Source organism: Vibrio sp. 10N.222.46.A1 (genome assembly GCF_041473595.1).
Lineage (GTDB): Bacteria > Pseudomonadota > Gammaproteobacteria > Enterobacterales > Vibrionaceae > Vibrio > Vibrio tasmaniensis_A.
The window spans coordinates 1-648 of the sequence record NZ_JBFRSN010000918.1 but is presented as its reverse complement, the minus strand read 5'-3'; the positions used below and the strand labels follow the sequence as shown (position 1 = coordinate 648).

The 648-nt window shown below is 42.3% G+C and carries 1 protein-coding gene; it reads right to left on the bottom strand.

The window, feature by feature from the left end:
* Positions 1–440: 440 nt before the first annotated feature.
* Entirely contained in the window at positions 441–584 is a 144-nt protein-coding gene (locus AB4496_RS21995) for a hypothetical protein (protein ID WP_009846967.1), read from the bottom strand.
* Positions 585–648 lie beyond the last annotated feature (64 nt).

Below are 648 nucleotides of genomic sequence, written 5' to 3'. Positions count from 1 at the left end.
GATCAACGCTGAGCGAAGTAGAATAGGTGCATCATGCTCAAGTTGACTAACATGCGGCACAATACTAGCGAACAATCGACTGGTAAAAAGCAGCCCCATTACTAACATAACAATTTTATTCATGTGACCTGCCGTTCAATAGGGTACGTTGCACAGAAACAATTATGGGGTGGGTTACACGGCCAAAAAACTATTCTGCTCGAAATAAAATCATGCGCTTCTCAAGCTTGGTCGTCAACGCGATATCAGCTTAAAGCCAGTAAGCTAAAGTTTCGTTTTTGAAAGCGAGGGGGATTAAAAGTGAAGAGGGGATTGAAAGGGGGAAGAAGAGTGATGCGCTAGGGCTTGTTCTTCAAACTAAAATGCCACCGCAAATCTGCAGTGGCATTTGAATGACAACAAACCATCATGTAAATCTTTAATTACAGCTCGAATACAAACTAAAGCTCTAACAGTTTGGCTAATTCACGCTCTTCGAGAAGTTCTTCAATGCGTTGACGAGCCTTAGGCCCTTCTGCTTGCGCTTTGGTTGACTTGCCGGCTTTTTTACTGCGGCTCGTTTTTGTTTTTTCCTTAGTTGTCATCGGTAACCTTCCTTGTATTTTCTATCTTACAGGTTGCATGTCTCTTTTAGTACTTTACCTGCTT